The organism is Rhodococcus sp. GB-02, from assembly GCF_053470465.1.
Map to the genome: position 1 here is coordinate 846749 of NZ_JBPUKE010000003.1, position 26038 is coordinate 872786.

Below are 26038 nucleotides of genomic sequence, written 5' to 3' on the forward strand. Positions count from 1 at the left end.
ATGGCGGCGGACAAAGATGGTCGACATGGCAAATTCTCGCGACATCCTCCGGCTGACTGCGTTCAGTTCGGATCCGGCCGGCGGTAATCCGGCCGGCGTGCTGCTCGACGCCCGTGGGCTAGACGACTCCGAATTACAATCTGTTGCAGCCGAAATCGGGTATGCGGAGACGGCATTTCTCATCGAACCGGAACTCGGAGACAACCCGCGCCACAGCCGGATCCGCTACTTCTCCCCCATCGCCGAAGTACCGTTCTGCGGTCATGCCACCATCGCGACAGCCGTAGCACTCACCGAGCGCGACGGCAGCGGAACCTTCACTTTCGAAACACCGATCGGACCGGTATCCATCGACACGGCGACTGACGAAGACGGGCGATCCACCGCGACCTTCACCAGCGTCGAACCGTCGGTCTCGCCGATCGATCATGCTGTGTTGACGGCACTGCTCGGGCTGATCGGCGTCGATTCGTCTGCACTGGACCAGCGGTATCCCGCCATGCTCTCGTACGCCGGCAACACGCACCCGGTCGTCGTACTTCGTGATCAGGGGACGTTCGACGAGTTCACCTTCGATCCACCCGCAATGCGAACTCTGATGGACGCGCAGGGATGGGCCGGCACGGTGACGATCCTGCATCCACTGGACGACTCCACTTTCGAAGCCCGCAATCTCTTTCCGGTGGGAGCAATCACCGAGGATCCGGCAACGGGCTCTGCTGCTGCATCGACCGGCGGTTACCTGCGCGAACTCGACCCGGCGGCCACTCCTCGCCGGATCACCATCTTGCAGGGCCGACACGTCGGGCGTCCCAGTGTTCTCGCGGTCGACATCCCGGCAGGCGGCGGCATCGCGGTCACGGGCACCGCCGTGCCCATCGCCGATCCGCGGTAACTGCCCGGCGATGAGTTTCTCCGGGTCCGAAGGTCTACATCACCACACCATCACAAGACCATCGCATCGAGCCGGGAGAACACCATGTCTGCAATCGCGTCAACCGCACACAACCTCCACGTCACCAAGCCACGTGCCGTACTCGGCGCCACGGTAGTTGCTCTCGTAGTCAATCTGATCCTGTGGTTGATCGGCCTCGCATTGGGCGGATCCTTCGAGATGACAGATCAGGGAAAGCCTGCGAGCGTCGCGCCTGGTGGGGTCATCACATTGACGGTGGTGCCACTGCTGGTCGGTTTGTCGGTCGCAATGTTGATCTCACTGAAGTGGGAGCCGATCATCCGCATCGCCCAGATCGTGGGTGCAGTCGTGGCGCTCGGCACCATCGCTCTGACCATTGCCGCAGACTTCGACGCCGCCAGCACGGTCATGCTCGCGCTGATGCACGTGGTTGTCGCCGCGGGCGTCGTCGTCGCGCTCGAGGCTGTACGTCGGTCCCCCTCGAACTAGACCGCGGTTGGCGGCGCGGAATACGTTTCGACGATCTCGGCTGCCACGTCGCGCAACCTGGTGTTCGTGGTCTGAGACTGCTTGCGCAGCATGTGAAATGCGGTGTCGGCGTCGATCCGATGGATGGCCATCAGCATGCCTTTGGCCTGTTCTATCGGCGCCCGGGTCTCGAGCGCGCGTTGCAAGGCATCAGCCACCGCCCTGGCAGATCTGAAGCGAGAGAAGTCGCCGATCGCGCGTGAGACTGTTGTCGTGAGAATCTCCATGACGTCCGCGTCGACGCTGTCGAAGGCCGCTGGAGCGCGTCCGTACAGGTTGAACGAACCCAGACGCTGATCCGGCGTGAAGAGCGGCGCCGCGAGAAAGGACTTGATCCCTTCGTCCTTCGCCGCCGCCGCGAACCGCGGCCAGCGTTCCGCGCTGGTCTCGGCATCGACGACAACGGTTTCACCGGTTCGAGCTGCGTGCAGACACGGTCCGTCGCCTGCGTCGTACTGCTCGATGTCGACGCGCAGGGTCCGCGAGTCGGTGTGAACGGCGGTGTAGGTCTGCCCGGCCAGATCGATGGTGACGCCGATACTGTCGGCGCCCTCGATGGCGTCGTTCGCGATTTCGACGGCGCGCTGGAGCAAGACCACGAGTTCGTCCTCGTCGCCGATACTTCCCCCGAGCGCTGCCAGCAACTCCCGGACCGCGCTTGCGGTCAGTCGAGTTTCCGCAGCCTCGACGGCGACGTCAGCGCCGGCTGCCGTCGCGTCGTCCGGCATCACTGACGGGACCGAATCCTCGGTTCTCGGGTCGAAGCCTCTGGGGTCGAAAGCGGTATCCACGACGAAGCATTCTTCCAGTTTCGAGGGCAGGAAGGAGAGTGAGTTCGGCGACAAAACCCGGCACACCGGCGAGCTGTCATCGCCATCGGTGGAGTGCGGCGCCGAGATTTCTTCTCGCCCGAGTGTGTTGGCCGCGAACCGCGTCCGGGCTCAGTTCCAGGACAATCGCAATCTGCGGATACGTCATCCCCTCGACTTCCCGCAGGACCCAGGCGGCGCGCTGGTGCAGGGGCAGGCGATCGAGTTCGGATTCCAAGGCGTCGAGAAATGCTGTGCCACAAACTTCTTCGCTCGGATCGCGCAATCGGGGATCAGCTCCTTCCCTGAGTTCGTCCACGTCAGCGGCGCACGAGCCGACTTTTCGATAGAAATCCGAGATCTTGCGGGAACAGATCGCGAACAACCAGGTCTTGATGCTCGAGCGCCGCTGAAACCCCGGAAGTTGGCGCCACGCGGCAACGCAGGTTTCCTGGACGATGTCGTCGACGTCACTCTCGCTCGCGAGCAGTCGACGGGCAAATCGATACAAGTGCGGGCCGTGTCGGCGAACGATGACATCGAAGGCTGCGTGATCGCCGAGTATTGCCGCGTCGACCAGCACCTCGTCACTGAAGTCGGTCAGCAAGCCGTCGAATTGATCTGTCACCGCGCACACTCCTACTAGGGAGCCGTCGCGGGAGTGAGGCCTGGCTATTCTACCGCGTCCACGCAGACGACTGCGGGAGCGCTCTCAGTCTTCGAGTGCGGAGGCAATGACGGGGAGCCCACGCGGCGCCCCGCCGTTGATCAGTTTCTCGAGCAGATCCTGGTCGAGATGCTGTTCCACAAGGTCGGCAAGGAGGTCGAGTTGCTGCTCTCGGACATCGGCAACCGAAGTGTCGGGGGCAACAACAAAACCGGTAACCTCGATCTCCCGCAGCAGTCTGCGCCGAAAGTCGTCACTTTCCAGGAGTCCGTGCCAGTGGGTCCCTCGAACAGACCCTCGCACGCTGCCTTCCGGTGCGCCTTCGGAACCCTCCAGCAGTGGACGGTCGCCGTTGCGGACTACCCGGCCGTGATGAATCTCGTACCCGGACACAGAGATACCGTCTGCCGTACCGGTCACCTGCGCCAACACCTTGTTGGGCGCGAACTCGATCTCGAGGTCCAGCAGTCCGAGTCCCGCCGTGGTACCCGATCCCGATTCGACGTCGTCGACGATGGACTTGCCCAGCATCTGATAGCCACCGCAGATTCCCAGCACTGCCTGCCCGCGACCTGCGCGAGCGATGATCTCGTCGGCCAGGCCGGTACTGCGCAACCACTCGAGATCACTGACAGTGGACTTGCTCCCTGGAATCACCACGAGGTCCGCGTCGCGAATACGCGCCGCGTCGGTGATCCACGAAACCGCAACGCCCGGTTCACATGCCAGGGCCTCGACATCCGTCGAATTGGAGATCCGCGGCAGCCTGATCGCGGCGACGCTCAACCACCGATCCCCCAGAGGCGGACGCGGTCGGCCGACCGGAGCATTCCCGGTCACCCCCAACGAGTCTTCGGCATCGAGCCAGAGGTCGTCGGCAAAGGGAATCACGCCGAGCGTCGGCCGGCCGGTGAGGCTGTGCAGTTGCTCGAGGCCGGGTTCCAACAGGGCAACGTCGCCTCGGAATTTGTTGATCACGAACCCGGCGATCAACGACTGGTCGCTCGGCGAGAGCACCGCCACGGTGCCGAAAAGATGGGCCAGGACCCCACCGCGATCGATGTCACCGACGACGATGACCGGAATCCGTGCAGCCTCTGCCAACCCCATGTTGGCAAGATCCGTTGCGCGTAAGTTGATTTCGGCCGGTGAACCGGCGCCTTCGCAGATCACGACGTCGAACTCGGATCGAAGCGATTCGAGATCCTCGGCCACGACTCCTCGAAGCCACTGGCGATGCTGCATGTAGTCGCGAGCACCCACCGTGGTCGTCGCCTTGCCCCGAACGACAAGTTGCGACGTCCGGTCACTGCCCGGCTTGAGTAACACCGGGTTGAATCGAACACTCGGTTCGAGCCCGCACGCCCGTGCTTGAAGGGCCTGCGCACGGCCGATCTCTCCGCCGTCGAGCGTGACGACGGAATTGTTCGACATGTTCTGCGCCTTGAACGGAGCAACTCGGACGCCTCGACGCGCCAGCATGCGGCACAGTCCGGCTACGAGAACGCTCTTGCCCGCGTCGGACGTGGTGCCCGCTACCAGCAGAGCGCCATGCATCTCCGAACTCAAGGCAGGGTGAGAATCTCTGCACCGGTCTCGGTGACCACCAGGGTGTGCTCGAACTGTGCCGTCCACTTACGGTCCTTGGTGACGACGGTCCAGCCGTCCTCCCAGATCTCGTAGTCGATACCACCGAGGTTGATCATCGGTTCGATCGTGAAGACCATGCCCGGTTCGATGATCGTCTCTACCGCGGGCTCGTCGTAGTGCAGGATCACGAGACCGTTGTGGAAGGTCTCACCGATTCCGTGTCCGGTGAAGTCACGGACGACGCCGTACCCGAACCGATGGGCGTAGGACTCGATGACACGTCCGATCACGTTGAGCGCGCGGCCGGGCTTGACGGCTTTGATGGCCCGCATCGTTGCCTCGTGTGTGCGCTCGACGAGCAAGCGGTTCTCTTCGGACACGTCACCGGCGAGGAACGTCGCATTGGTGTCGCCGTGCACCCCGTTGATGTACGCGGTGACGTCGATATTGACGATGTCGCCGTCCTGGATCACGGTCGAGTCGGGGATTCCGTGGCAGATCACCTCGTTGAGAGACGTGCAGCACGACTTGGGAAAGCTCTTGTAGCCCAACGTCGACGGATATGCGCCGTGGTCGAGCATGAACTCGTGTGCGATGCGGTCGAGCTCGTCGGTCGTGGTACCGGGAGCGACAGCCTTGCCGGCTTCCTGCAGCGCGCCTGCAGCGATCTTGCTGGCGATGCGCATCGCCTCGATCGTCTCCGGCGTCTGAACCCAGGGCTCGTTGCCCTCTTTGGCGGTCGGCTTCCACGCGTACTCGGGCCGCTCGATCTTCGAGGGTACAGCGAGGACGGGAGAGACGGTTCCAGGGACCAATGGGGTACGCACAGACATGCAGAACAGCCTAGACCTCGCGTCGCGCGTCAGCCGGATGCACTCCAGTTCCGGAAAACCGGATCGACGAGAATTCTGATGGGGGTCGACATCGTCTGTCCGAATTCCTCGAAGAGCTTGTCACGAGATTCGAAGGTGCCCAGATCACGGTCGACGAATTCGGAGAAGTCCAAGCAATCGCACGAAATTGATTTGCCCCAACTGATCGGAGCGCGTCCGATCGCGTCGAACAGTGTTTCCTCGCCGGTGTTCGTGAATGGTTCGACAGCTGAGACCACCGCAGGTGAAACGATCTCGGAGATGTCCTGCCAGCGTCCGTCGACCAGAAATTCCGGCCACGCCAGCAGCACTGACTTCGGAATCACCGCATGTAGACGCCGAAATCTCGGGTACCAGAATTCCCCGCGTAGTACGAGACCGCGTACTCGGGTGGCGATACCTCGGCGGCGAGCCAACGCTTCGACGATGGCCAGTCTCTGACTGCAGGATCCGCGCTCTCGACTCAATGTCACCGAGACGGGTTGCCGGTCGTCGAGGCCGTACACCGGCCGAATATTTCCAGCGACGCTGCGATGCGCCGACACCAGGAACTCCCGCGCCGACTGGATCGCACCTTCTGCAATGTCCTCGTAGAGGCGGGCCACGTCGTCGTGGCCCCAGTCGAGAATCGGCGTCGCGGTTATATCGCCACCGGACACTTCGTGGCGGATGTCACCTTCGCGGATTCCGCCGAGCAGCACGCACGTCATGTCTCAACCGTAGTGCGCGGCCGGAATCCGTGGAGCCTGACAGAATCCGAACCGTGAAGAAATGGCTGCTGTTGATCACCGCGATCCTGACCGAGGTGTCTGCGACTCTGTCTCTGCGCGCTGCCCTCGATCACCCCGCCTGGTACGTCGTGGTCGTCGGCGGATATCTCGCAGCATTCACCGCGTTGTCGTTCGTCCTGCGGGAGGGCATGGGACTCGGTGTTGCATACGGAATCTGGGGCGCAACCGGAGTTGTCCTGACCGCGGTGTTCGCGACTTTCCTATTCGGAGATCCTCTGACAGCCACGATGGGCGTCGGCATTGCCCTGGTCATCGGCGGAGTGCTGTGCGTCGAACTCGGCTCTCAGGCAGCTGCCGACAGCGGACCGGCGGACCCAGCATGACATTCGTGTTTCTCATCGCTGCAATTGTTTCCGAGGTCACCGCAACACTGTCGCTGAGGATGGCGTCGCAGGACGGCAGCGACAAGCGTTGGCTCGCAGTTGTCACCGTGGGGTATCTCGCCGCTTTCGCCTTCCTCACACTCGCACTCGACGCGGGCCTCACCATAGGCGTCGCGTACGGCATCTGGACCGCATGCGGGGTGGCGCTGACGGCAATCGCATCCCGCATTCTCTTTCACGAACCACTGACCAAACTCATGATCGTGGGGATCGGTCTCATCGCCGCAGGCGTGCTTCTCATCGAACTCGGAGCGGGTCACTGAGCCCAGCACATTTCAGTGTAAGGTTTACCTAACTTTGCTCTGGAGGTAGTCCGCGGTGCCGATCCCTGCCCTTCGTGAAATCGACGGTGGCCTCCACCTGTCGGATTCCGACCGCCACACTCCGATGGCGCGCGCCGTCCCGGCGCCGTTCCAACTGACGACGTACATCGTCGAGACCGACCACATCACCCAGTGGCCACAGCACGCGCATGCCGAGCACGAACTCATCTGGTCCGACCGCGGCGTCGTCAACATGATCATCGACAATCAACTCTGGACCGTCACTCCCGGCGTCGGCCTGTGGATCCCTCGCGGAGTCCTCCACGAAGGTCAGGCCAATCCCCACGTCGCATTCCGTGCCACCCTCTTCACCCCCGAGTTGTGGACTCCCGCCTGGAACGAACCGTGCATCGTGACGCTGAGCGAGGCGGCGCGAGTTCTGCTGATCCACCTCGCCCATACCGGAATGCCTGCAGAACAACGCCTTCGGGCACAGCAGGTCTGCGTCGATCTCCTCACTCCCGCATCGGCCCCGCATTTCGACGTGCCGATCCCCCGCGATCCTCGGCTACGGATACTCGTCGACAAAGTTCTGTCTGATCCCGCCGACGATCGATCACTCGATCAGTGGGCGCACGTTCTCAATCTCAGCCGACGCACGGTCACCCGGATCTTCGCCGCGGAACTCGCCTTGAGCTTTGCGCAGTGGCGCACCCTGGTTCGCATGAGTACGGCCTTGGGAATGCTCGGGACCGGGATGAGTGTGAATGCAGTCAGTCGTCGAGTCGGGTACGGGACGTCGAGTTCGTTCATCGCCGCTTTTCGCAAGACGGTCGGCTACACCCCCGGCAATGCTCTCGCCGCCGTCAACTGACTCGAGCCTGACCTGTTGTCGACATCTGCTGGCCCCTTCGCTACACGGACGCGCCCTACATTCACTTAGGTAAGCCTGCTCTCATGTGCTCGAGGCACTGAGTCGTGCAAGCACTTCCCCGATCAATCCCGAGGAGTTTCGCGTGTTCAGATCTGCCCGTCAGAGAATTCTTCCCCAGCGGAGGCGACGAATAGTCGTTGCGCTGATGGTGGCGGCCGCACTGCCTCTGGCTGCCTGCACGCAGTCGTCAACCGAGACCGAAGGAAACAATTCGTCGGCATCCGCCGTCGAGGACGGCGCGTTTCCCGTCACGATCAAGCACGCATTCGGTGAAACCGTCATCGACAAGGAACCGACCAGGGTCCTCACCCTCGATTCCGCAGCGGCAGACACCGTCATCGCCCTGGGAGTCACCCCGGTAGCGATGCAGAAGGACTCGTGGGCCGGCGACGCCGACGGCTTCCTGCCGTGGACCCGCGCGGAACTCGAGAAGTCGGGCCAGACACTGCCCACGCCTGCGCCGTACTACTCCGACAGCGGAGAGCTCCTGTTCGAACAGATACTCAATGTCGCACCCGATCTGATTCTTGCGCCGTATTCCGGTTTCTCCGAACAGGACTACCAGCGCCTGAGTTCGATCGCCCCGACACTCCCCTACGACACCAAGCCGTACCAGCCGAGTTCGTGGCAGAACCTGGCCACCGATGTCGGCAAGGCCCTCGGTCGCCCCACGCAGACCGCTGCGCTGATCAAGTCCGTGGAGGAAACTGTCCAGGAGTCGAAGGCGAGCCATCCGGAATTCAACGGGGTCACCTTTGCCTTCGGGTCCTACATCCGCGAGGGAGAAACCGAAACCGCCATCTACGGCCCGGACGATCCGCGCGTGAAGTTCGTCGAAAACCTCGGGCTCACAGTCGCTCCCGACGTGGTCAACGGTGCCAAGAACTTTGCAGGCGACTCGTTCCTGTTCGGCATCAGCATGGAAAAGCTCGACACGATAAACACCGACGTATATCTCGGATGGGCAAGCGATCAGTCGGAAGTCGACAGCACGTTGGCCAACACCCTGTTCGCACGGTGGCCGGTTATCGCCAACGGGAAGGACTTGTGGATCACCGACAATCGCCTGACAGCCGCCACCATGTACGTCAGCGTTTTGAGCGTTCCATGGGCAACTGACGAGCTGGTCCCCCAGTTGACCGAACTGGTCGCGAAGTAGCAGCTCACCCCCTGATCAGGCATTTGAATGCCACTCACTGCGCAGCATTGCAAAAACCACAGTGTCGGTCCATTCGTTCTTGATCCACGCATTCTGCCGAAAATGTGCCTCTCGTCGCATCCCGATTCGCCGCGCGAGTCGTGCCGAGGATTCGTTTCTCGCATCCATCTCCGCGACCACACGGCGCAATCGGGGTGTTGCGAACACCAGGTCGAACAGAGCGGTCACAGCTTCCGTCGCGAATCCTCGGCCGCCGAACTCGGGCGAGAATGCCCACCCGACTTCTGCCGTGTGCGCGGTTTCGGCTGTGCAACCCGATTCCTCGACTAGCCAGGCACTCATGCTTCCGACAACCCGGCCCTCGTATTCGACGACAAGAGCCACCGCGCCCGCTGCCAGGTCGCGTCGAGACATTCTGGTCTGCACTGCCTCTCGCGCATCTTCCGGGCTCCAGGGTGCGTTGAACAAATACCGGCACACGTCGCTACGCCCGTAGAAGGTGAGAAGATCCTGATGATCGCCGGAACGGTAGGTACGAAGCACCAGTCGATCCGTCCGAATTGTTACCGGCGCAGTCGTCGGCGTCATGCCTGCGTCCTCCCAATCCATGCCGTCACGGTAGATCCTCTCGGATTCGTGGGCGAGCGAATATCGCGAGGATATCCAGCGCTCAATGTTTGATTTGCCCCGTGGCGGGATACTTCACCACCGTAAATAGTCGCAATACGGAGTTACGCCAGGCAATTTCGCACTTGATACCAAGGGGCGGTCATGGCCGAGGATTCACTGGTGAAGCAAGGTGTGGCAAAAGGAAGCGCGCTGGGCGGAGCCGTTCTTCTCGTCACCGTCGGCGTGCTCGAGATTCTCCAAGGCATCTCGGCGATATCCAAGGACGATGTGACCGTTGTCGGCCCTGAATACGCGTACCAATTCGACCTCACTTCCTGGGGATGGATTCACCTCGTACTCGGCGTGCTCGTCACCGCTGTCGGAATCATGCTCTTCACCGGCGCGACGTGGGCACGGGTAGGCGCGATAATCTTCTGTTCGCTGTCGATCCTCGCGAATTTCCTGTGGCTACCCCACTCTCCGTGGTGGTCGATCACCATCATCGCGCTCGACGTATTCGTCATCTGGGCTGTCGCGACATGGAATCCCGACGTGATCTGAGGTCTCGACTCCGGATCCACCCATCGAATTCAGCGTTTTCATCTGTGCGGCAGCAGTTTCCCTCCGGAGAGGAACATGATGGCAAACGGCACGAACGACGGCCCACTCCAGGAGGACGAACGTGCCGAACTAGCCAGGTTGCGGCAAGAGGTTGCAACGCTCCGCGAGCAGACTCCCAGCGCCCGCGAAACGACCGTCGAGCAAGTCTCCCGGCCACCTCGACACGGACTGCGGTGGACTGCCGTGGCGATACTGCTGGTGTTGGTCGCGCTCCTTGCCGTCTTGTCCGTGACCACCCGCTTCACCCGTAGTCAGATACTCGACACGGACCGCTACGTCAGTACGGTCGCGCCACTGGGCGAGAATCCCGCCGTTCAGGCCGAGATCACGAATCAAATCACCGACGAGATCTTCGATCGTGTCGACGTCGAGGGGCTCACCACCGACGCACTCACCGCACTGACCGACGTGTCGAATCTTGCTGCCAACGCGCCGCGTCTGGATCAAGCCGTGGTGGGGTTGGCACCGGTGATCGCCGGCCAGGCAAAGAGCTTCGTTCACGACACGGTGGGCTCGCTCGTTCGGTCACAACAGTTCGAGGACTTGTGGATTCAAGCGAACCGATCGGCGCACAACGCACTGGTCTCGGTCATGACCGGAGATTACGGCCCCAACTCCGTCGAAGTCGATCAGAGCGGAACCGTCAGCATTTCGCTCAGTACGATCATCGACAGGGTCAAAACAGCTTTGATCGACCGCGGCTTCGCCTTCGCAGACAAAATCCCCTCCGTGGACAAGGAATTTGTTCTCTTCCAGTCCCCCGAGCTGGTGAAGGCACAACGAGCCGTCTCGGCACTCGACAAGGTCTCAGCGGTGCTGCCGTGGTTGGGAATCGCGTGCGCGGCAGCCGCTGTCGCCGTTGCGCCAACCGGTCGCAGGCTCCGCGCACTGTCCCTGGTCGGCCTGTCGATTGCGTTGGGAATGCTGGTTCTCGCGATCGGAATTCTCATCGGACGCGCAATCTACCTCGACAGTGTGCCAACCGATATCCTCTCGCCAGACGCCGCCACTGCCGTCATCGACACAGTTCTGGTACCACTGCGCACGAGCCTGCGAGCGGTCGCGGTCCTCGGCGTGGTGATAGGGCTCGGGGCCTACCTGGTCGGTGGGTCGTCCTCGGCGATCGCCGTTCGACGAGGCTACGGGCAGGCGTTGGACTTCGTCCGGCATTCTTCAAGCGGCCGTACGCCGAATCAGGTGGAGCGGTGGGCCAATCAGCTTCGTGTTCCGCTGCGCTGCGCCATCATCGGCATCGCCGCACTGTTGCTGCTCTTCTGGCGCTACCCCACCGGTTTGGTCGTGGGTTGGATCGTCATCATCTCGCTGGTTGCACTCGTAGCTCTCGAAGTGCTGGTTCGTCCCGCACGCGCCGCCACGCAGGACGCCCGGCCTGACGATACCGAAACCGAGGACGCCAGGCCTGCCGCAGAAGATGCGAAAACTACGCCAGCGCCTTTGCCTTGATGGCCTGGAATTCCTCTTCGTTGATCGCACCGGAGTCGAGAAGCTCTCTGGCGTCGGCGATCTGCTGGGTCGGAGATTTCCCGGCGACGGTTCGAATGTAATCACTCTGCGCGTGTATGTGCTGCTGAGCGGCCTCCATCGACCGCCGAGTCATTCCGTCATTCTTGACGACCACGTAGATCATGGCGGACAAGAATGGAATGACGAACAGGAATACCATCCACAACGCTTTGGCCCAGCCCGAAGTCTCGTGATCACGGAACAAGTCGGTGATGATCGAGAACAACACGCTCAAGTACGCCACAAAGGCAAAGCAGACGAAGATGAACCAGAAAAATTCCCAGAAGCCTTCCATGTCAACGCTCCCTGCACTCGGTTTACACATCAGGAGTTCGGGAGGCTGACGTTCCGCGCCTGAACTTCTGCATGCGGCCAGAACTCCCTGGTCCAAGGTCATTTCAGTATGCGCCGACGACGTCCGCTACGGCTACAGTTCGAGAGGGTTGAGGACTGCGGACCGTTCATCCACTATCGGAATCACGATTCTCCGATTCGAGATCTCTTGTCTGGCCGCCTTTTCGACGAGGAGAGGCACGAAGTCACGGATCCGACAGCCCACAAAACGCTGGTGAATTGTTCGCACTCTGTTTTCGATCTCCGGTGGAGGAACTGCGGGATAGCGGGAAATCAGGCGAGTGATCACCCGCTCGACGTGGAGCAACTCTTCGTCGCCAGTCATTCATTAATGGTCGTCTGTACAGCCGAGCGCGTCAAGACTCGGAAAGGGTTCGAAAACAACACAATTCAGGTATCTCTCGCAGCCAGGCCGACCGATGGGGCATAGTTCGAGACTTCTGACAACTGCGGGGGGATAATCGACGGATGATGTGGGCGGAGAGTCTAGGTCGGCTACCGGGCGTCGCGACTGCCCGTGGGTATCGCCGCGAGTGGTTGCGAACAGATGTCACTGCCGGACTCGTCTTGACGGCCCTTCTGATCCCCGCTGGTATGGGCTACGCCGAGGCCGCCGGGCTGCCTGCGTACGCCGGACTGTACGCCACCATCGTGCCGTTGCTCGCGTACGCGGTAGTCGGACCGTCGAAAATCCTTGTACTCGGACCCGATTCGTCGCTGGCACCGCTGATTGCAGCCGCGGTCATACCGCTGGCTGTAGTCGGCGATTCGGAGAATGCGCTTGCACTAGCCGGTGTTCTCGCCATTCTTGTCGGACTCATCCTCGTGATCGGCGGATTCCTTCGTCTCGGCTTCGTGACCGAACTCCTCTCGAAACCGATCCGTCTCGGCTACCTCAACGCCATTGCACTCGTCGTCGTGGTTGGTCAGATTCCCAAGCTGCTCGGATTCTCCGTCGACGCGTCCGGTCTACTCGGTGAAATCGGCGGGATCGCAAAGGCCCTGGTGGGTGGCGGCGTCGACCCCCTCGCTGCCGCCATCGGCGTCGGTTCACTCGTTGTCATAGTCGCCTTCCGGCTCTCGGTACCTGTTGTTCCCGGCGTTCTGGTGGCCGTTGTCGCGGCCATAGTCTTGTCCGCTGCCGCCGGTCTCACCGATGACATCGGCATGGTCGGCGCACTGCCGGAAGGACTGCCCCTCCCCTCCGTCGGCGGAGTCACCTGGCAGGACGTCGGCCATCTGATCGGGCCTGCCGCCGGTATCGCATTGATTGCCTTCGCCGACACCGGCGTTCTCTCGCGCACCTTCGCCGCCCGACACGGCGAGGACGTGAACGGCAGTACCGAGATGAAGGCGATCGGTGTCGCGAACGTGGCCGGCGGACTGTTCGGCGGGTTTCCGATCTCGGCGAGCGGGTCACGAACTCCGGTAGCCGAACAGAGTGGGGCGCACACACAATTGGCCGGCGTCGTCGGAGCACTCGCCGTCCTGGTGTTTGTCCTCGTCGCTCCTGGACTCACGGCATATTTGCCTGATGCAACTCTGGCCGCCGTCGTCATCGTCGCCGCGTGTGCACTGATCGACGTAGGCGGCATGGTCCGCATGTGGCGCATGAGCACTGTGGAATTCAGCCTTGCCGTCGCGGCGTTTCTGGGAGTCGCCCTGGTCGGGGTGCTCCAAGGCATCCTTGTTGCGATCGGGCTGTCCTTCGCAGCGGTCATCGCGCAGGTATGGCAGCCACATCGAACCGAACTCGTCGAGACGGGCGAACCCGCCGGATTCCACGACGTCGAACGCCATCCAGATGGGCATCGCATCCCCGGCCTGGTGTTGGTGAGGTTTGACGCTCCACTGTTTTTCGCGAACGGCGAGATCTTCGACGAGTACGTTCGCTCCGTCGTCGCCAAGGCGCCAGATCCGGTCGACTGGGTGGTTATTGCCGCCGAACCGATCACCGGACTCGATACAACGGCCGTCGACGAACTCGTCGATCTGGATACATTCCTGGAGGGCAAAGGAATTCGATTGGCGTTCGCGGAGATGAAAGGTCCGATCAAAGATCGTCTCATCCGATTCGGCGTCGGCGACAGGTTCGATTCGACGCACTTCTACCCGACCGTCGAAGCGGCCGTGAACGCATTCCGCACCCGACCCAGTGACTGACAACGCCAGGCAATCGGGAGTCGTGGCTGCATTAGGTACCGTTTGGTATGGGATTCACGACGGACAATGTTCCGGCTCGCCGTATCGCTCAGGTCGCCGGCGTGGGCGGTATTGCCGTCGGCGTTGTCGCGCTCATCGCGTTGTACTCCACCACAGCGATCAACCCGTTGATCGCCGTGGCCTCCTTTGTCCCGATTTTGCTTGCAATCACCTTCGTCGCGTCCTTGATATGCCTGGCCTTTCGGCGCTGGATCCTGCTGGCGATCTCGGTGGTACCGATAGCGGTGGGCGCGTCGGTGATCAGTCCGCTGTATGTGGCAAACGGTTCCGAAATCGACGGGCCGACGCTGCGTGTAATGCAGGCGAACCTTCTCTTCGGGCAGGCAGACCCCGTCAGTTTGACTGCGACGGTCCGCGAGAAGGCAGTCGATGTCCTGACGGTTCAGGAACTGACCACATCACTCGAAGGCTCTCTGAGAGATCAGGGGCTCGAGCAACTGCTTTCGCATCACTACTTGGTACCGGACGAGGCCGGCGGCGGCGGAGCCGGGATCTACAGCCGCTACCCGCTGACGGATACGCGAGAGCTGAACGGCTTCGGACCCACGAATCTTGTTGCAACAGTGGGCTTCTCTACTCCATTCACGCTTCTGGCGGTACACCCCGGACCGGCGTACGTGACCCCACCCGACGTGTGGACTGCCGAGCTGAGCACTTTGCGAAACGCGCTCGACGCTGCTGCCACCGAGGAAACCGTCATCGTCAGTGGCGATTTCAACACGACCTTCACGCACAAGCAATTCCGTGACCTCCTCGACGTCGGCTACACCGATGCCGCAGACCAGTTGGGAGTCGGCATCGTCCGCACCTACCCGGCGGACAAGAAATTCCCCGCGATTGTCGGCATCGACCATGTACTTCTACGGGGCGCACAAGCGAAGTCGCTCGATCGGATCGAGATCGAAGGTTCCGATCACTACGGCTTGATCGTCGACGTCACGATCCCCCAGTAGTCGGAGAGCACCCGACCCGCACGAATGCGTTGGGGATCACCCGTGCTTCGGCATGCTTCGACCCGACACATCGATCGTTCGATGTAGGTGATGCGGCGTACGCAGGACGATCGACCGGTCCACCACGGATACGCCCGGAAACTGCTCGGCGAGATAACCTTCCAAACGCTGCACGTCGTCGATCGAGCGCAGCCACACCGCCAATGCGATGTCGTAGCTGCCGATCGTAGAAGCAACAAGCCTCGCCTCACGCAGGTGGGAAAGGCGCTGAGCAATTGCCTCCTTTCGCCCGTCGAGACGTAAGAAGTACCAGGCGTAAACCGGCCAGCCGGAGTAGGGCCGAGCAATCTCCGTGCGGACGACCAGACGCCCCGTCGACAGCTCGTGCGAGAGGAGCGCCCCGGCGCGGGCCGCTGTTACTCCGAGCGCTGTGGCGAGGGCAGAGACGGTAATTCGTGGTTCGCGAGAAAGAATGTCGAACAGCTTCGACTGTTCCTCTTCGCTGGCGCGTACCCCACGATTCTTCGCCGCCGGGGCCGACTCGAGCGCGGCAATTTCTTCCGCATCGAGAGCACGTAGACGCCAGTTTCGTGCGTTGGAATTCGCCGAGGACACGATCTGAGTTCGCATCGCAGTGACCATCGGCAGCGATCGTGTTCGTTCCAAGACATACCTGGACAATTGATCGAGGTCAGTGCAGGTCAGCGTGACGAGTAGATCCCGATTGCCGGTTGTGAGATCGACTGTGAGAACTTCGGGATCGTGCGCGATCTGTTCGGCCACGCTCAAGGTCTGTGCCGGTGCGCATTCGATCTCGAGCAGTGCGGTCGCCGACACGATGGGACCCCCACGGTACGCAGCGATCCACGCTATCCCTTGCGAGTGCAGACGCTCCCAACGCCTGGTCAGGGTGACCGGGTCGGAACCGATCGCGCGTGAAAGCTCGGACCACGAGGCTCGCGGCCTGATCTGCAGTGCGTTCAACAGTCGAAGATCTTCGTCCTTGAGCACCTGATCCTGCACCGAGGACCTCACTTTCGAAAGAATGCTGCACCGAAACAGGATCGAAACGCATCGATCCTAACTTCATCACATCAATAGTCCACCAAATCCTGAACCTCGAGAACGCTTACTTCTTGCGTTCGTTCGCCCCCTCGAGAAAGACACCGACATGACCGAAGCATTCCCTGTCTCGCATGACGATTCTCCGGTCAGCGATCAAACCGCGACGCAAAAGGTCGTCTTCGCCTTGAGGTCGCCACGCCTGTGGATCGTGGCGATTCTGCTCCTCGCGCTTGCGGCAGGCGCCCAACTGATCGGCCCCGCAGTGATTCCTGTCGGCGCTGCCGCCATCACGATCTTGCCCATGGTGTGGGGACTGATTGCCGGCGGTGCCGTCTCGAGTCAGAAGTGGAAACCTCTCGGCCTCGATCTTCAGGCCGCAGCCTCGGCAATCATGGGGTTGGCTGTTCTCTTGCTTTGCGCAAGACTGTCTTTCACCATCGGCCCGAACATCCAACTGTTGTTCGAGGCGGGCCCTGCCCTGCTACTGCAGGAACTGGGGCACTTGTTCGGCACTATCGCTCTCGCACTCCCGCTGGCGGTACTCCTTCGGATGGGACCGGCCACCGTCGGAGCAACCTTCTCCATCGACCGCGAGGGGTCCTTCGCGATGGTCAGTGAACGCTACGGTCCCGATTCCGACCAGTACCGTGGTGTCCTGTCGATGTACGTCTTCGGCACTCTGTTCGGTGCCGTGCTGATCAGCCTGATTGCGTCGCTGGCTACATCCTTCAACATCTTCGACCCCCTTGCGTTGGCGATGGGTGCTGGGGTCGGATCCGGCTCGATGATGGCTGCCGCTGCCGCCAGCGTCGTTTCGGCGCACCCCGAGATGGCCGACCAGGTACTCGCCGTAGCGGCAACATCCAACATCATCACCGGCCTCCTCGGCCTGTATGTCGGCATGTATGTCGCACTCCCCCTTGCCGATCGAATCTACGGCGCACTCACCAAGCGCTCGAAGACGACCAGCGAACGGAAAGCCCACACTGCCCCACGAGCGGTTTCGCCGAGCGTCACCGTGCCGCTGACCACTATCGTTCCGATTCTGTTCGTCGGTGGGGTCATCGTCTCCTCGATCGCAGCGGGCGGCGTATCTCGATCGATCATCGTCGGTTACGTGATCCTCACCGGATTGTTGCTCCTGGGCGTCGGCGTGGCCCGCCTGACGCGCGGCAAGATCGCGGCGATGATCGCAATCATCACCATCGGCGCCTTGGCGACAACGCCGTGGTCACCCATCGGTGATTTCGTCTCGAGCACCGTCGGGACTGTCGACTTTCTCTCGATCTGCACCCTCACCTTGACTGTCGCAGGTCTCAGCCTCGGCAAGGACCTGCCCTTGCTCAAGACGATCGGCTGGAAGATCGTGCCGGTCGGAATCGTCGCGATCCTCGCCTCTTACCTACTTTCCGTGGTCGTCGCGGAGTTCGCGTTGGGCCTCTGGCACTAGAACTACACCCGAAGACGCTGAGAACCGAAGACACCGCGATCCGAAGACACAGAGAACCAAAGATGTTGAAAGGAAGCAATACCCATGTCCATCGCTGACACCCTCACCCACACAGACTCGGTTTCGAGCACGATCGAGAAGTGGGCATCACGCCTCATCGATGTCAGCCACACGATCCATGCTCACCCAGAGCTGGCATTCGAAGAGCATCGGGCGTCCGCCCTCTTGTCGGACGCCGCACAGGAAGCCGGCTTCGCGGTTACTCGCGCCGCCTACGGCCTCGAGACGGCATTCGAAGCTGTGCGAGGCTCCGGCCCCTTCCGCGTCGTCGTCTGCGCCGAGTACGACGCCCTTCCCGACATCGGTCATGCGTGTGGACACAATGTCATCGCCGCTGCCGGACTGGGAGCAGCGATCGCGCTCGGAGAGCTCGCGGAGGAACACGGCCTGACTGTCGTCCTTCTCGGTACGCCGGCCGAAGAACATGGCGGCGGGAAAGTCTTGCTGCTCGAACATGGCGCATGGGAGGGCGCGGCGATGTCGATCATGGTCCACGGCGCTGCAGGCGAGGACGTCAGTTGCATCGCCACCGGAACGCAGGCAGTCGATCGGTTCGATGTGACATACACCGGAAGAGCCGCACACGCCGCCGCTGCGCCACACAAGGGCATCAACGCAGGTGACGCCGCCACGATCGCCTTGGTTGCCATCGGACTCCTCCGCCAGCAACTTCCGTCCGACGTCAGACTGAACGCCTACGTCGAGCACGGCGGCGAAGCAACAAACATCATTCCGGCCTCGACGTTGGTGCGAGCGGAAGTTCGGGCCGCAGAACTCGACGTGCTATTGGACGCCAAGCGTCGCATGCTCGCCTGCTTCGAGGGCGCAGCTGTGGCCAGCGACTGCTCCTGGTCGACCGAACGCGCCGAACCTCGGTACGAGGAGCTGGTACAACATCGCGTGCTGGCGACGATCTGGGACGAGGAGATCGCGAGCCTGGGCCGCACCGCGGCCGCCCGAACTCCCCTGACCGGTGGCTCGACAGACATGGGCAACGTGTCGAAGGTGGTTCCCTCGATCCACCCGATGATCGCGTTACGCGGCGTTACCGGAGTTCCTCACACGATCGAGTTTGCCGCTGATGCCCGCTCCGCAGCGGGCGACGAAGCTGTTCTGCACGGAGCAATTGCAATGGCGCGCACTGTGATCCGAGCCGCCACCGGGGACTCACGCTCCAACCTCCTGACGATTGCGGCCCAGCGCGAGTCAGGAGCGACCACCGTCACGAGCGCCGAATGAACACCACCGGCGTCTATGTTTCCGCGCTCGAATTCTTCTCCATCGGCATCGGGCCCTCCAGTTCACACACGGTCGGTCCGATGCGAGCCGCCCGCACTTTTGTCGGCGAGGTCTCCGCCGCCGGCTTGACCGCGTCGGTCGACCGAATTCGCTGCAATCTGCACGGCTCTCTCGCCGCCACCGGAATAGGGCACTGCACTCCCGACGCGGTGATCGCGGGACTTCGTGGGTTGGATCCTGAAACGTGCGAGCCGACCGACGTTCACGGGTGTTGGGCTGAGCTGTCGGGCGGCGGATCGGTGATGCTCGTCGGCGGCTCACTCGGACACGTTGTGTTCACTCACGAGGACATGGTGTTCGAGCCGCTCGTTCGCCGTCACGAGCACCCCAACTCGATGACACTGACCGCCTTCAAGGGTCACGAAATCGTCTGTACGAGTACATATCTGTCGATCGGTGGCGGATTCGTGCTACGCGCCGGAACTCAGACGCAAGTAAGTGCGCATTCGATCAACTCACGCTATCGAAACGCGAAAGAGCTACTGGCGGAATGCAGATCCGGAACTATCGCCGAACTGGCACTGTCTGACGAACTCGCGATACACGGCCAGGATCGGGCATTCGCCGGCATCGATGCGATCTGGTCCGCGATGCGCGCCTGCATCGAGCGCGGCACCCAGACCGAAGGTGTATTGCCCGGGCGCCTCGGAGTTCGCCGAAGAGCGCGGTCTGCGAACATTCAACTGGAACAACGTAACTGCGCACCATCCTCTCGCGAGTGGCTGACCGTTTACGCCATGGCGGTCAACGAAGAAAACGCAGCAGGTGGCCGCGTGGTAACGGCTCCGACAAACGGTGCGGCAGGCATCGTGCCTGCAGTGCTCTACCACCACATACGCGCGACGGGCGCCGGCCTTCACGACGTTCGAACCTTTCTCCTCACTGCGGCCGCAATTGGATCGATCATCAAGGCGAATGCTTCGATCTCGGGTGCGGAAGCCGGGTGTCAGGGTGAGGTCGGAGCCGCCTGTGCGATGGCGGCGGCCGGTCTGTGCGCTGTCATGGGCGGATCGCCACGACAAATCGAGAATGCAGCTGAGATTGCCATGGAACACCATCTGGGGCTGACCTGCGATCCGGTTGGTGGCCTGGTCCAGATCCCGTGCATCGAACGAAATGCCGTCGCTGCCTCGACTGCGGTCACCGCAGCTGAGCTCGCATACCTGGGTGACGGGACACATGTGGTGAGCCTCGATACCGTCATCGAGACCATGCGACAAACCGGAAACGACATGTCCGTGCGTTACAAGGAAACCAGTGAGGGCGGGCTCGCAGTCAATGTCGTCGAGTGCTGAGGGGATGTCGACGGCAGCGGCGACGGCGGGCGGACGCCATCGCCGGAAATATCATCCTCTCGAACGATGAAGTCCGGTGTACCGATTTCTACACTCGTTGACATGACTTTGTGGACGGTGACCAGATGATCGCTCATCACGCTGGAGGAATCCCACTTCACAATTCTTCACGGCACAACACTGCAGGGCCGTCGCGATCAACGCAGTCCTCCGGTCGCAAGATCGTCGCGTTGATCGCGTTGGTCGCCGGTTTCTCCGTTGCCTTCGTTCTCGCCCCGGGCATGGTGACCAGTAGGCCGGGTGATGGGTACGCAGACCAGGGGGAACTCGTCGAGACGGTCCGCGCCGCGTTCGTCGAATACTGGAGTTCCGGTGTCCAAGCCTTCTCTCCGAGCTTGGAGTCCGCTGTCGACTACTGGCTGCGGTACCACGTGGCCAAGGCCGTGATCGCGGTAATCCTGCTGACGGTTCTGCTCGCACTCGGCCGGATGCTCAAGGCGTCGTTCGTGAACGCCGGCCCTCTGACGGCTGGAAAGAAACTCGCATTCGTCTCGGCGGGAGGGCTGGTCACGATCCTCGCACTGTTCTCCTCGGTGCTCGTGATGGCAAATGTCCAAGGTGTCGTTGCACCCTTCTCGTCGCTGATCTCGATGCTGCCCGTGGGCGAGACGGAAGGGGAACTCGCCGATACTCTCGGTCAAGTTCGGTATCAGCTCGCCGAGTCCACGGGCGCCAGAGGGCAGGAAAACCCTGCGCTCGATCTGATGATCAGCGACTTCGCTCGATATCACGCGGCCATGGCTGTGATCGCACTGATCGCGGCAGCAGTATCACTCGGCGTGTCCGTGCTGCTGTGGGTGCGCTTCGCGAAAACTGCGCGATCCGACAGACGGACGAGATTCGTGTCGGGGTCGATCGGTGTTCTCGCTGCACTGTTCACGCTGGGATTAGTCGTTGTCGGCGTAGCAAACATGGGCACCGCGGCAGATCCGGCACCGGCGCTGGCGGCGTTCTTCGACGGCGGGCTCTGACCCAAGTCATGGGTTCAGGCCAGGGTTCCGTAGTCCCCCAGTACCGGTTGAGGAGGTACCTGGGGACTGCGTCTGCCGTACCCGGGGTCGATGTGTGAGTGCCCTCGGACAGGCAGAGTTCGACTCATGAAAACCGGAGCAAGACGCATCATGATTGTCGGCCTGTGCAGCGCCATGGTTGCCGGAGCTGTAATCAGCTGCAGCACGGACAAATCCGCAGACAATCCGACAGCCACATCCGACAAAGTCATGGACTCTGCCATCACCGACCAACTCGATTCGATCATCGACGCAGCGGTGAATTCGACCGGGATTCCCGGTGCGATGGTGGGCATTTGGGGACCCGACGGCAACTATGTCAAGGTTGCAGGAGTCTCGGATACGGCAACCAAAGCACCGATGGAAACCGACTTCTACCACCGGATCGGCAGCGTCACCAAAACATTTACTGTGACCGCCCTGCTGCAATTGGTCGACGAGGACAAGATCGGTCTCGATGACCCGATCTCCAAGTACGTCGATGGCGTCATGGAAGGCGATGCGATCAGCTTGCGCCAGCTGGCGGGGATGCGCAGTGGGCTCGTGGACTACACGACGTCCGAACAGTTTGTCATGGAGTATCTTTCGGATCCTCGCCGAGCTTTCACACCCGAAGAGCTCGTGGGGTACGTCAAGGATCTCCCACTTCAGCTTCGACCAGGGACCACCGTCGACTACTCGAACACCAACACTATTCTGCTGGGAATGGTGATCGAAAAGGTCTCCGGCTCCAAACTGTCGGAAGTCATCGACACCAAGATCACGACACCACTCGGAATGGAGCACACCAGCTTTCCCACCAACAACGCGTTCCCGACACCACACGCACAGGGGTACACCAACCAAACGCTCGACGAATCCGTGACCGCGGCAACGGACTGGAATCCGTCGTGGGGCGGCGCTGCGGGTGCAATGATCTCGACGTTGGACGACATGCGCATCTGGGCTCCGGCACTGGCCAAGGGCGATCTCCTCACCGACGACACTCAGAAGCAGCGCCTGCAAACCGTGAGCTTGAGCGAAGGGGACGACAGCTCCGGCTACGGACTCGGTTTGTTCAACAGCGGCGGCTGGATCGGTCACAACGGAAGCCTGCCCGGCTACAAGACAGTCTCGGTCTACTTGCCCGAGAAGGACACCACACTGGTCGTCTTCATCAACACCGACATCGACGGCGAGACTGACCTGACCAGCGCTTTGATGGTACCGATCACCGAGTTGATCAGCCCGGACAATGTCTACGGCTGATCAATTTCCTCTGGCTGCTCACGGGCCCGTAATCAACCTCCACCGCGTTTTTTATACCGGTGGAGGTTGAGCGCGTGATCCGACGAACATGTTCGTTACGAACATGTTCGTGTACGGTGAAGTCATGCCCACTCACCCCGCAAGTCCATCGAGCCGACGCAATCGCCCGGCTAAACCCGCACTGACACGCGAGGGCATCGTCAGTGCGGCGGTGGATATCTTGCGCTCGGAGGGGCTGCAGAAGTTGACAATGCGTCGGCTCGCCCTCGAACTCGACACCGGACCTGCGTCGCTGTACGTGTACGTGCGAAACACAGCCGAATTGCACGCCGCGGTTCTGGACGAACTCCTCGGAGTAGTCGACCTCGCCGAAAGAACCTCCGGCACTTGGCAAGCGCGCCTCGAACGAGTGTTGACCTCGTACACGGCCGTATTGTTCGACCATCCCGGTCTCGCCCAGTCGGCACTCATTTCCCGGCCCAGCGGAGTCCACTACGTACACCTGCTCGAGCGCCTGCTGGCACTGCTCGACGAAGGCAAAGTCCCTTCAGGTCAAGCCGCGTGGGGCGTGGACTTGCTACTGCAGTACGCGACGTCCACTGCTGCCGAACACTCGGCGCCGAACAATTCCGCCGACGCGGATGCCCGATGGAGCGCGTTGACCGACGCAATCCAGAACGCAAACCCGCAGACGCACCCCCTCGTCGCAGGCCATGCAACAGCTCTACTTGCCGGTGAACCCTCGGCGCGCCTCTCTTGGGGATTCCGCACGCTCATCACGGGCATCGAGAACACCCCACTCACTTCTTAGGAACCCACCATGAACCACTACCCCATCGCAATCATCGGCGCCGGCCTTGGCGGCCTCACCCTCGCCCGAGTCCTCCATCTCCGCGGAATCGATTCGGCGGTATTCGATCTCGAATCCGGACCGACAGCCAGAACTCAAGGCGGGATGCTCGACATCCACGAAAACTCAGGCCAGATCGCGCTTCGTGCCGCCGGCCTCTACGACGAGTTCCGCGCACTCGTTCATCAAGGCGGTGAAGGAACGCGTGTCCTCGATCGAAATGCCGTCGTGCACCTGAGCGAACAGGACACTGGAGACGGCGACCGCCCGGAAATCGATCGCGGCCAGCTGCGTGACCTACTGCTCACCTCAATTCCGAAAGAAACAATCCACTGGGGAGCCAAGGTGCGCAGTGCTCATCCGTTGCCGGACAGTCGGCATGAAGTCCACCTCGCGGATGGCACCCACTTCACCACCGATCTCTTGGTCGGCGCCGACGGCGCGTGGTCGAAAATTCGCCCACTGGTTTCACACGCCACTCCTGCCTATACCGGAGTATCTTTCGTGGAGTTCGACCTTCACGACGCCGACAACCAGCACGCAAGTTCCGTTGAAACAGTCGGCGGCGGAATGATGTTCGCGCTCAGCGCTGACAAGGGCTTCCTAGCCCACCGTGAGACCGACAACAGTCTGCACATCTATGCCGCCCTGCGAGTTCCCGAGAACTGGTCAGCGAGTGTCGACTTCTCCGACGATCACATCGCGAAGAAGATTCTGCTGGAACACTTCTCGGACTGGGACGAGTCGCTGCGTTCTCTGATCGTCGAAGCGGACAGCTCGCTGACCCCTCGCCCCATCCATGCCCTTCCCATCGGGCACAGTTGGAGCCGCACTCCTGGGGTCACTCTGCTCGGGGACGCGGCACATGTCATGTCGCCGTTTGCCGGAGAGGGCGCGAACCTGGCAATGCTCGACGGCGCCGAGCTCGGCCAGGCGATCGCGTCACACGGCGAAAGGGAGGAAGGACTTGCCGCCTATGAGGAGCGACTCTTCCCGCGCAGCGCCGCGTCGGCGCGACAGTCGGCTGATGGTCTGGACATGTGCTTCGGCGAGAACGCACCCCACGGGCTCCTGGACATGTTCACCTCACACGCGTAATCCGAACCGCCATCCGGTTGTCAGTTCGCCCGCGCAATGACAAACAACCAATCGGCAGTGGAACCGACCACGGTTTCGATCGACAAGGTCTCCCACCCGGTACTTCAGAGCACCTGACGAAGCTGGCTGTCCTGCCAATATGTGAAGTGGCGCGGCAACCCCAGTTTCGCATTGCTCCAACTGGTTCCGTCGCCCTTCTTGACCGTGAACGCGAGTAGTCCCTCTGCACTCACTACACCTCGCGATTTTCTCGCGACCACCTCGAACTCGTCGCGTCGCAAATGAAGCAGAACCGCATTCGCCACCACGGCATCGTAAGTTCCATTGAACTGCTCAGTTCGCATGTCGAGGACCTCTGCCGTAAAGCCCTGTGCCCTCATCATTTCAACGAAGGCGAGTGCGCCGTCAGTTCGCGTCACCGATACTCCGAAAGTTTCGAGGTACTCGGCATCACGGCAGGACCACTGCCGAGTTCCAGAATCGTCCCTCCGTCCACCAGCTTGGCGATCCGGGCAAGGTACCGGGCCATTGCCTCCCCCATGACATACGGTCTCGCTGCATACAGATTCGCACCGGCCTCATAACTCGCGAGCGTGATGTCGCCTGCATCGCCCACCGCAATCACTCCCGCAACGTCGTCAAGAAGGCAATGCGGTCGCCGCGGTAAAGCGAGCGAACCCGCTCAATCGGCACACCATCCGGGTCGACGGACGTCCGGTGCAGCAGAAGCATCGGCATCGAGGTCGTGGACTCGACGAGTGTTGCCTCACGCGGTGACGCGAGCACCGTCTCGATCCGTTCGGTTGCGAAGGCGAAGACCACGCCAATGGAACGGATAGCCGCGTACAGCGATGTCGTCGCATCGAAAGCGTCGAGCATCTCACCGAACCTGCTGTCCGGCAGGAAAGTTGATTCGAGTCCGATCTTCTCTCCGTCGGCGAAGAGAACACGCTCGAGATGAACGACGCTGTTACCTGGTTCGATACCCAATTCCGTAGCGAGACCGTCGTCGGCCGACATTCGTTCGAACGTCACAACCTTACGACTGGGTACCCGCCCAGCGCTCAGAGCGCCTTCGGTATAGGAACGAATCGATAGCGGCTGAACCAACTTCGGACTCGCGACGACAGTGCCCCGCCCCCGCCGCTCGATCCGTCCTTCGACAAGCAGATCACGAAGCGCTTGTCGGACCGTCTCGCGAGCGACAGTGAACCGTGCCGCCAATTCCCGCTCGGACGGGACTGCGTCGCCCTCCTCGAGCCCACTGAGAATGGTCTCGATCTCGGTGCGCACCCGGTAGTACTTCAACTCCGGTTCCATCACGACGCTCGAGGTCCCCGGCCCGGTGGACGTCTGCTGATTCATGGCGCAAGCGTACAAGAATTCGGTCTATACCAATTGTTAACC

The 26038-nt window shown here is 61.6% G+C and carries 29 protein-coding genes; 17 read left to right on the forward strand and 12 right to left on the reverse strand.

Features of this window, described 5'->3' with window-relative positions; translation table 11 throughout:
• Positions 1-25: 25 nt before the first annotated feature.
• Positions 26-895 (forward strand): PhzF family phenazine biosynthesis protein, encoded by an 870-nt coding sequence (locus ACSW29_RS24410; RefSeq protein WP_230813009.1) that lies wholly within the window; start codon positions 26-28, stop codon positions 893-895.
• 84 nt (positions 896-979) lie between these two features.
• Positions 980-1405 (forward strand): DUF6069 family protein, encoded by a 426-nt coding sequence (locus ACSW29_RS24415; protein WP_317827823.1) that lies wholly within the window; start codon positions 980-982, stop codon positions 1403-1405.
• Here ACSW29_RS24415 and ACSW29_RS24420 read toward each other — a convergent pair.
• The 5 genes from ACSW29_RS24420 to ACSW29_RS24440 all read right to left on the reverse strand — a co-directional run bounded on the left by ACSW29_RS24420 (position 1402) and on the right by ACSW29_RS24440 (position 6092).
• The gene (locus tag ACSW29_RS24420; RefSeq protein WP_317827824.1) at positions 1402-2235 is read right to left on the reverse strand and encodes a GAF and ANTAR domain-containing protein; all 834 of its coding nucleotides are present in this window, start codon (positions 2233-2235) and stop codon (positions 1402-1404) included. The two genes, ACSW29_RS24415 and ACSW29_RS24420, sit on opposite strands and share 4 nt — an antisense overlap.
• A 76-nt stretch (positions 2236-2311) precedes the next feature.
• Positions 2312-2881 (reverse strand): RNA polymerase sigma factor, encoded by a 570-nt coding sequence (locus tag ACSW29_RS24425; RefSeq protein ID WP_230813006.1) that lies wholly within the window; start codon positions 2879-2881, stop codon positions 2312-2314.
• A gap of 84 nt (positions 2882-2965) precedes the next feature.
• Positions 2966-4477 carry a cobyric acid synthase gene (locus ACSW29_RS24430; RefSeq protein ID WP_317827825.1) on the reverse strand — a complete coding sequence of 504 codons (1512 nt, stop codon included), beginning with the start codon at positions 4475-4477 and terminating at the stop codon, positions 2966-2968.
• 8 nt (positions 4478-4485) lie between these two features.
• Entirely contained in the window at positions 4486-5343 is an 858-nt protein-coding gene (gene map / locus ACSW29_RS24435; RefSeq protein WP_230813004.1) for a type I methionyl aminopeptidase, read from the reverse strand.
• A gap of 29 nt (positions 5344-5372) precedes the next feature.
• On the reverse strand, positions 5373-6092 hold the full coding sequence (locus ACSW29_RS24440; RefSeq protein WP_317827826.1) for a transglutaminase domain-containing protein: 720 nt from the start codon (positions 6090-6092) through the stop codon (positions 5373-5375).
• 53 nt (positions 6093-6145) lie between these two features.
• Here ACSW29_RS24440 and ACSW29_RS24445 point away from each other — a divergent pair, with 53 nt between their 5' ends.
• The 4 genes from ACSW29_RS24445 to ACSW29_RS24460 all read left to right on the forward strand — a co-directional run bounded on the left by ACSW29_RS24445 (position 6146) and on the right by ACSW29_RS24460 (position 8912).
• Positions 6146-6496: a DMT family transporter gene (locus tag ACSW29_RS24445; RefSeq protein ID WP_317827827.1), complete on the forward strand. Its 351-nt coding sequence runs from the start codon at positions 6146-6148 to the stop codon at positions 6494-6496.
• Complete coding sequence (locus ACSW29_RS24450) at positions 6493-6819, forward strand: DMT family transporter (RefSeq protein WP_317827828.1); 327 nt, start codon at positions 6493-6495, stop codon at positions 6817-6819. The genes ACSW29_RS24445 and ACSW29_RS24450 overlap by 4 nt, the downstream gene beginning before the upstream one ends.
• Before the next feature lie 55 nt (positions 6820-6874).
• Positions 6875-7693, forward strand: a complete 819-nt coding sequence (locus tag ACSW29_RS24455) for a helix-turn-helix transcriptional regulator (RefSeq protein WP_317827829.1) — start codon at positions 6875-6877, stop codon at positions 7691-7693.
• 142 nt (positions 7694-7835) lie between these two features.
• Positions 7836-8912 carry an ABC transporter substrate-binding protein gene (locus tag ACSW29_RS24460; RefSeq protein ID WP_317827830.1) on the forward strand — a complete coding sequence of 359 codons (1077 nt, stop codon included), beginning with the start codon at positions 7836-7838 and terminating at the stop codon, positions 8910-8912.
• Between the two features lie 15 nt (positions 8913-8927).
• On the opposite strand, the gene ACSW29_RS24465 is transcribed toward ACSW29_RS24460, so the two are convergent.
• The gene (locus ACSW29_RS24465; protein ID WP_448278509.1) at positions 8928-9521 is read right to left on the reverse strand and encodes a GNAT family N-acetyltransferase; all 594 of its coding nucleotides are present in this window, start codon (positions 9519-9521) and stop codon (positions 8928-8930) included.
• Between the two features lie 162 nt (positions 9522-9683).
• Here ACSW29_RS24465 and ACSW29_RS24470 point away from each other — a divergent pair, with 162 nt between their 5' ends.
• On the forward strand, positions 9684-10082 hold the full coding sequence (locus ACSW29_RS24470) for a DUF7144 family membrane protein (protein ID WP_317827832.1): 399 nt from the start codon (positions 9684-9686) through the stop codon (positions 10080-10082).
• 78 nt (positions 10083-10160) lie between these two features.
• Positions 10161-11606 carry a hypothetical protein gene (locus tag ACSW29_RS24475; RefSeq protein WP_317827833.1) on the forward strand — a complete coding sequence of 482 codons (1446 nt, stop codon included), beginning with the start codon at positions 10161-10163 and terminating at the stop codon, positions 11604-11606.
• On the opposite strand, the gene ACSW29_RS24480 is transcribed toward ACSW29_RS24475, so the two are convergent.
• Both ACSW29_RS24480 and ACSW29_RS24485 read right to left on the reverse strand, forming a co-directional pair.
• Positions 11584-11961: an SHOCT domain-containing protein gene (locus tag ACSW29_RS24480; protein ID WP_317827834.1), complete on the reverse strand. Its 378-nt coding sequence runs from the start codon at positions 11959-11961 to the stop codon at positions 11584-11586. The genes ACSW29_RS24475 and ACSW29_RS24480 overlap by 23 nt on opposite strands.
• A gap of 132 nt (positions 11962-12093) precedes the next feature.
• The gene (locus tag ACSW29_RS24485) at positions 12094-12345 is read right to left on the reverse strand and encodes a three-helix bundle dimerization domain-containing protein (RefSeq protein WP_317827835.1); all 252 of its coding nucleotides are present in this window, start codon (positions 12343-12345) and stop codon (positions 12094-12096) included.
• Positions 12346-12488: 143 nt separating this feature from the next.
• Here ACSW29_RS24485 and ACSW29_RS24490 point away from each other — a divergent pair, with 143 nt between their 5' ends.
• Together ACSW29_RS24490 and ACSW29_RS24495 are read left to right on the forward strand one after the other, a co-directional pair.
• Positions 12489-14183 (forward strand): SulP family inorganic anion transporter, encoded by a 1695-nt coding sequence (locus ACSW29_RS24490; protein ID WP_448278510.1) that lies wholly within the window; start codon positions 12489-12491, stop codon positions 14181-14183.
• A 47-nt stretch (positions 14184-14230) separates the two neighbouring features.
• A complete protein-coding gene (locus ACSW29_RS24495) occupies positions 14231-15196 on the forward strand; it encodes an endonuclease/exonuclease/phosphatase family protein (protein WP_317827837.1) in 966 nt (321 codons plus the stop codon).
• A 36-nt stretch (positions 15197-15232) separates the two neighbouring features.
• Here the strand turns inward: ACSW29_RS24495 and ACSW29_RS24500 are convergent, their stop codons facing one another.
• Positions 15233-16231, reverse strand: coding sequence for an Lrp/AsnC family transcriptional regulator (locus ACSW29_RS24500; RefSeq protein WP_448278511.1), 999 nt, complete (start codon positions 16229-16231; stop codon positions 15233-15235).
• Between the two features lie 136 nt (positions 16232-16367).
• Between ACSW29_RS24500 and ACSW29_RS24505 the strand changes: the two genes are divergently transcribed.
• The 7 genes from ACSW29_RS24505 (at position 16368) to ACSW29_RS24535 (ending at position 24631) form a co-directional block, all read left to right on the forward strand.
• Positions 16368-17711 (forward strand): DUF3100 domain-containing protein, encoded by a 1344-nt coding sequence (locus ACSW29_RS24505; RefSeq protein WP_317827839.1) that lies wholly within the window; start codon positions 16368-16370, stop codon positions 17709-17711.
• An 84-nt stretch (positions 17712-17795) separates the two neighbouring features.
• The gene (locus tag ACSW29_RS24510) at positions 17796-19010 is read left to right on the forward strand and encodes an amidohydrolase (RefSeq protein WP_317827840.1); all 1215 of its coding nucleotides are present in this window, start codon (positions 17796-17798) and stop codon (positions 19008-19010) included.
• On the forward strand, positions 19007-20365 hold the full coding sequence (locus tag ACSW29_RS24515) for an L-serine ammonia-lyase (protein WP_317827841.1): 1359 nt from the start codon (positions 19007-19009) through the stop codon (positions 20363-20365). Before ACSW29_RS24510 ends, ACSW29_RS24515 begins: the two co-directional genes overlap by 4 nt.
• Before the next feature lie 125 nt (positions 20366-20490).
• Complete coding sequence (locus ACSW29_RS24520) at positions 20491-21396, forward strand: hypothetical protein (protein WP_317827842.1); 906 nt, start codon at positions 20491-20493, stop codon at positions 21394-21396.
• 126 nt (positions 21397-21522) lie between these two features.
• Complete coding sequence (locus ACSW29_RS24525) at positions 21523-22683, forward strand: serine hydrolase domain-containing protein (RefSeq protein ID WP_448278512.1); 1161 nt, start codon at positions 21523-21525, stop codon at positions 22681-22683.
• Between the two features lie 124 nt (positions 22684-22807).
• The gene (locus ACSW29_RS24530; RefSeq protein ID WP_448278513.1) at positions 22808-23494 is read left to right on the forward strand and encodes a TetR/AcrR family transcriptional regulator C-terminal domain-containing protein; all 687 of its coding nucleotides are present in this window, start codon (positions 22808-22810) and stop codon (positions 23492-23494) included.
• A gap of 9 nt (positions 23495-23503) precedes the next feature.
• On the forward strand, positions 23504-24631 hold the full coding sequence (locus ACSW29_RS24535; protein WP_448278514.1) for an FAD-dependent oxidoreductase: 1128 nt from the start codon (positions 23504-23506) through the stop codon (positions 24629-24631).
• A gap of 104 nt (positions 24632-24735) precedes the next feature.
• On the opposite strand, the gene ACSW29_RS24540 is transcribed toward ACSW29_RS24535, so the two are convergent.
• The 3 genes from ACSW29_RS24540 to ACSW29_RS24550 are packed head-to-tail and all read right to left on the reverse strand — an operon-like array spanning position 24736 to position 25996.
• Entirely contained in the window at positions 24736-25050 is a 315-nt protein-coding gene (locus ACSW29_RS24540) for a hypothetical protein (RefSeq protein ID WP_448278515.1), read from the reverse strand.
• The gene (locus tag ACSW29_RS24545; RefSeq protein ID WP_448278516.1) at positions 25047-25247 is read right to left on the reverse strand and encodes a hypothetical protein; all 201 of its coding nucleotides are present in this window, start codon (positions 25245-25247) and stop codon (positions 25047-25049) included. The genes ACSW29_RS24540 and ACSW29_RS24545 overlap by 4 nt, the downstream gene beginning before the upstream one ends.
• A 5-nt stretch (positions 25248-25252) precedes the next feature.
• Positions 25253-25996 carry a GntR family transcriptional regulator gene (locus ACSW29_RS24550; RefSeq protein ID WP_448278517.1) on the reverse strand — a complete coding sequence of 248 codons (744 nt, stop codon included), beginning with the start codon at positions 25994-25996 and terminating at the stop codon, positions 25253-25255.
• Between the last annotated feature and the right edge of the window lie 42 nt (positions 25997-26038).

Coding starts and splice junctions, on each gene's coding strand:
- ACSW29_RS24430 (WP_317827825.1), bottom strand. CDS start 4,477: ATGCATGGCGCTCTGCTGGTAGCGGGCACCACGTCCGACGCGGGCAAG.
- ACSW29_RS24530 (WP_448278513.1), top strand. CDS start 22,808: ATGCCCACTCACCCCGCAAGTCCATCGAGCCGACGCAATCGCCCGGCT.
- ACSW29_RS24535 (WP_448278514.1), top strand. CDS start 23,504: ATGAACCACTACCCCATCGCAATCATCGGCGCCGGCCTTGGCGGCCTC.
- map (WP_230813004.1), bottom strand. CDS start 5,343: ATGTCTGTGCGTACCCCATTGGTCCCTGGAACCGTCTCTCCCGTCCTC.
- ACSW29_RS24450 (WP_317827828.1), top strand. CDS start 6,493: ATGACATTCGTGTTTCTCATCGCTGCAATTGTTTCCGAGGTCACCGCA.
- ACSW29_RS24415 (WP_317827823.1), top strand. CDS start 980: ATGTCTGCAATCGCGTCAACCGCACACAACCTCCACGTCACCAAGCCA.
- ACSW29_RS24525 (WP_448278512.1), top strand. CDS start 21,523: ATGAAAACCGGAGCAAGACGCATCATGATTGTCGGCCTGTGCAGCGCC.
- ACSW29_RS24520 (WP_317827842.1), top strand. CDS start 20,491: ATGATCGCTCATCACGCTGGAGGAATCCCACTTCACAATTCTTCACGG.
- ACSW29_RS24480 (WP_317827834.1), bottom strand. CDS start 11,961: ATGGAAGGCTTCTGGGAATTTTTCTGGTTCATCTTCGTCTGCTTTGCC.
- ACSW29_RS24410 (WP_230813009.1), top strand. CDS start 26: ATGGCAAATTCTCGCGACATCCTCCGGCTGACTGCGTTCAGTTCGGAT.
- ACSW29_RS24505 (WP_317827839.1), top strand. CDS start 16,368: ATGACCGAAGCATTCCCTGTCTCGCATGACGATTCTCCGGTCAGCGAT.
- ACSW29_RS24510 (WP_317827840.1), top strand. CDS start 17,796: ATGTCCATCGCTGACACCCTCACCCACACAGACTCGGTTTCGAGCACG.
- ACSW29_RS24465 (WP_448278509.1), bottom strand. CDS start 9,521: ATGGATTGGGAGGACGCAGGCATGACGCCGACGACTGCGCCGGTAACA.
- ACSW29_RS24490 (WP_448278510.1), top strand. CDS start 12,489: ATGATGTGGGCGGAGAGTCTAGGTCGGCTACCGGGCGTCGCGACTGCC.
- ACSW29_RS24550 (WP_448278517.1), bottom strand. CDS start 25,996: ATGAATCAGCAGACGTCCACCGGGCCGGGGACCTCGAGCGTCGTGATG.
- ACSW29_RS24440 (WP_317827826.1), bottom strand. CDS start 6,092: ATGACGTGCGTGCTGCTCGGCGGAATCCGCGAAGGTGACATCCGCCAC.
- ACSW29_RS24495 (WP_317827837.1), top strand. CDS start 14,231: ATGGGATTCACGACGGACAATGTTCCGGCTCGCCGTATCGCTCAGGTC.
- ACSW29_RS24470 (WP_317827832.1), top strand. CDS start 9,684: ATGGCCGAGGATTCACTGGTGAAGCAAGGTGTGGCAAAAGGAAGCGCG.
- ACSW29_RS24515 (WP_317827841.1), top strand. CDS start 19,007: ATGAACACCACCGGCGTCTATGTTTCCGCGCTCGAATTCTTCTCCATC.
- ACSW29_RS24485 (WP_317827835.1), bottom strand. CDS start 12,345: ATGACTGGCGACGAAGAGTTGCTCCACGTCGAGCGGGTGATCACTCGC.
- ACSW29_RS24475 (WP_317827833.1), top strand. CDS start 10,161: ATGGCAAACGGCACGAACGACGGCCCACTCCAGGAGGACGAACGTGCC.